Here is a 1,158-nt window from a genome sequence, read left to right as displayed (position 1 = left end):
TGACCCTACACCGGAATTAGTACCGTCCAGAAGTGGAGATTTCCGGCGTCGTTGATTCGTCCGTCGAGGCGCTTTCCCTTGCCTGACGGGCGAATTCGGCGGGTGTCGCCCATCGCAGTGCGGAGTGGGGACGACTCTCGTTATAGTACTGCCGCCAGTCGGCGATTTTGCTCCGAGCGTCGTCCAAGGACAAGAACCAGTGCTCGTTCAGGCATTCCTGCCGGAACCGCCCGTTGAAGCTCTCCACCTTGGCATTGTCGGTCGGCGTGCCTGGCCGACTGAAGTCGAGTTCCACGCCGTGCTCGTATGCCCATCGGTCCATGGCCTTCGAGATGAACTCGCTGCCATTGTCCACCTTGATGGTTCGAGGCGTACCACGCTCGGCAACCACTGCGTCAAGTACTCGCACCACATCTTCCCCCTTCAGGCTCTGGCCGACTTCGATGGCCAGGCTTTCCCTGGTGTAGTTGTCCACGACCGTCAACGCGCGCAGGCGCCGGCCATCGAACAGGGCATCGGAGACAAAGTCCATGCTCCAGATTTCGTTGATGGCCGTGACGATGCTCTTGGGCTGGCGTAGCCGTGCGGACTTGTTGCGCTTGGGGCGTTTATGCCGCAGCGACAGACCTTCGGCCCGGTACAAGCGATAGACGCGTTTGTGATTGTCTTTCCAGCCTTCCCGCTGCAGCATCACGTGCACCCGGCGGTAGCCGTAATGCACGCGTGAGGCCGCAATCTCTTTGATGCGCGCAAGCAGCGCCGACGAGTCGCGAGCAACCGACCGATACCCGTACAACGAGCGCGACATGTGGAACAACGCGCAAGCCTTGGTCAGGCTCACACGATAGCGGTCACGCAACTCGTCAACCAGTGTGCGCTTGCGGGAAGGCTTCAGAGCTTTTTTGACAGCACATCCTGCAGCATGGCCTTGTCCAGGCTCAGGTCCGCCACCAGCCGCTTGAGCTTCGCGTTCTCCTCCTCGAGCTGCCGCATCCGGCGCAGCTCCGACGGGCCGACGCCTCCGTACTTCTTCTTCCAGTTGTAGAACGTCGCCTCGCTGATGCCCAGCTTGCGGCACACCTCCTCGACCTTCGTACCCAGTTCCGCTTGCTTAAGCGCGAACGCTATCTGCGCCTCGGTGAACTTGCTCGTCTTCAT

At 60.7% G+C, this 1,158-nt stretch carries 1 protein-coding gene; it reads right to left on the bottom strand.

Annotated features, from left to right (window positions below; translation table 11 throughout):
- Window positions 1–16: 16 nt before the first annotated feature.
- A protein-coding gene (locus R2N16_RS25400) for an IS3 family transposase (RefSeq protein WP_316669816.1) occupies window positions 17–1,158 on the bottom strand; the annotation gives its coding sequence in 2 pieces (ribosomal slippage) (window positions 17–906 and window positions 906–1,158; 1,143 coding nt in all).

This window comes from Ralstonia psammae, assembly GCF_958405935.1.
In the GTDB taxonomy this organism is placed as follows: domain Bacteria; phylum Pseudomonadota; class Gammaproteobacteria; order Burkholderiales; family Burkholderiaceae; genus Ralstonia; species Ralstonia psammae.
Note: the sequence above shows the minus strand (reverse complement) of the source record. Positions and strands in the feature narration are given on the sequence as shown.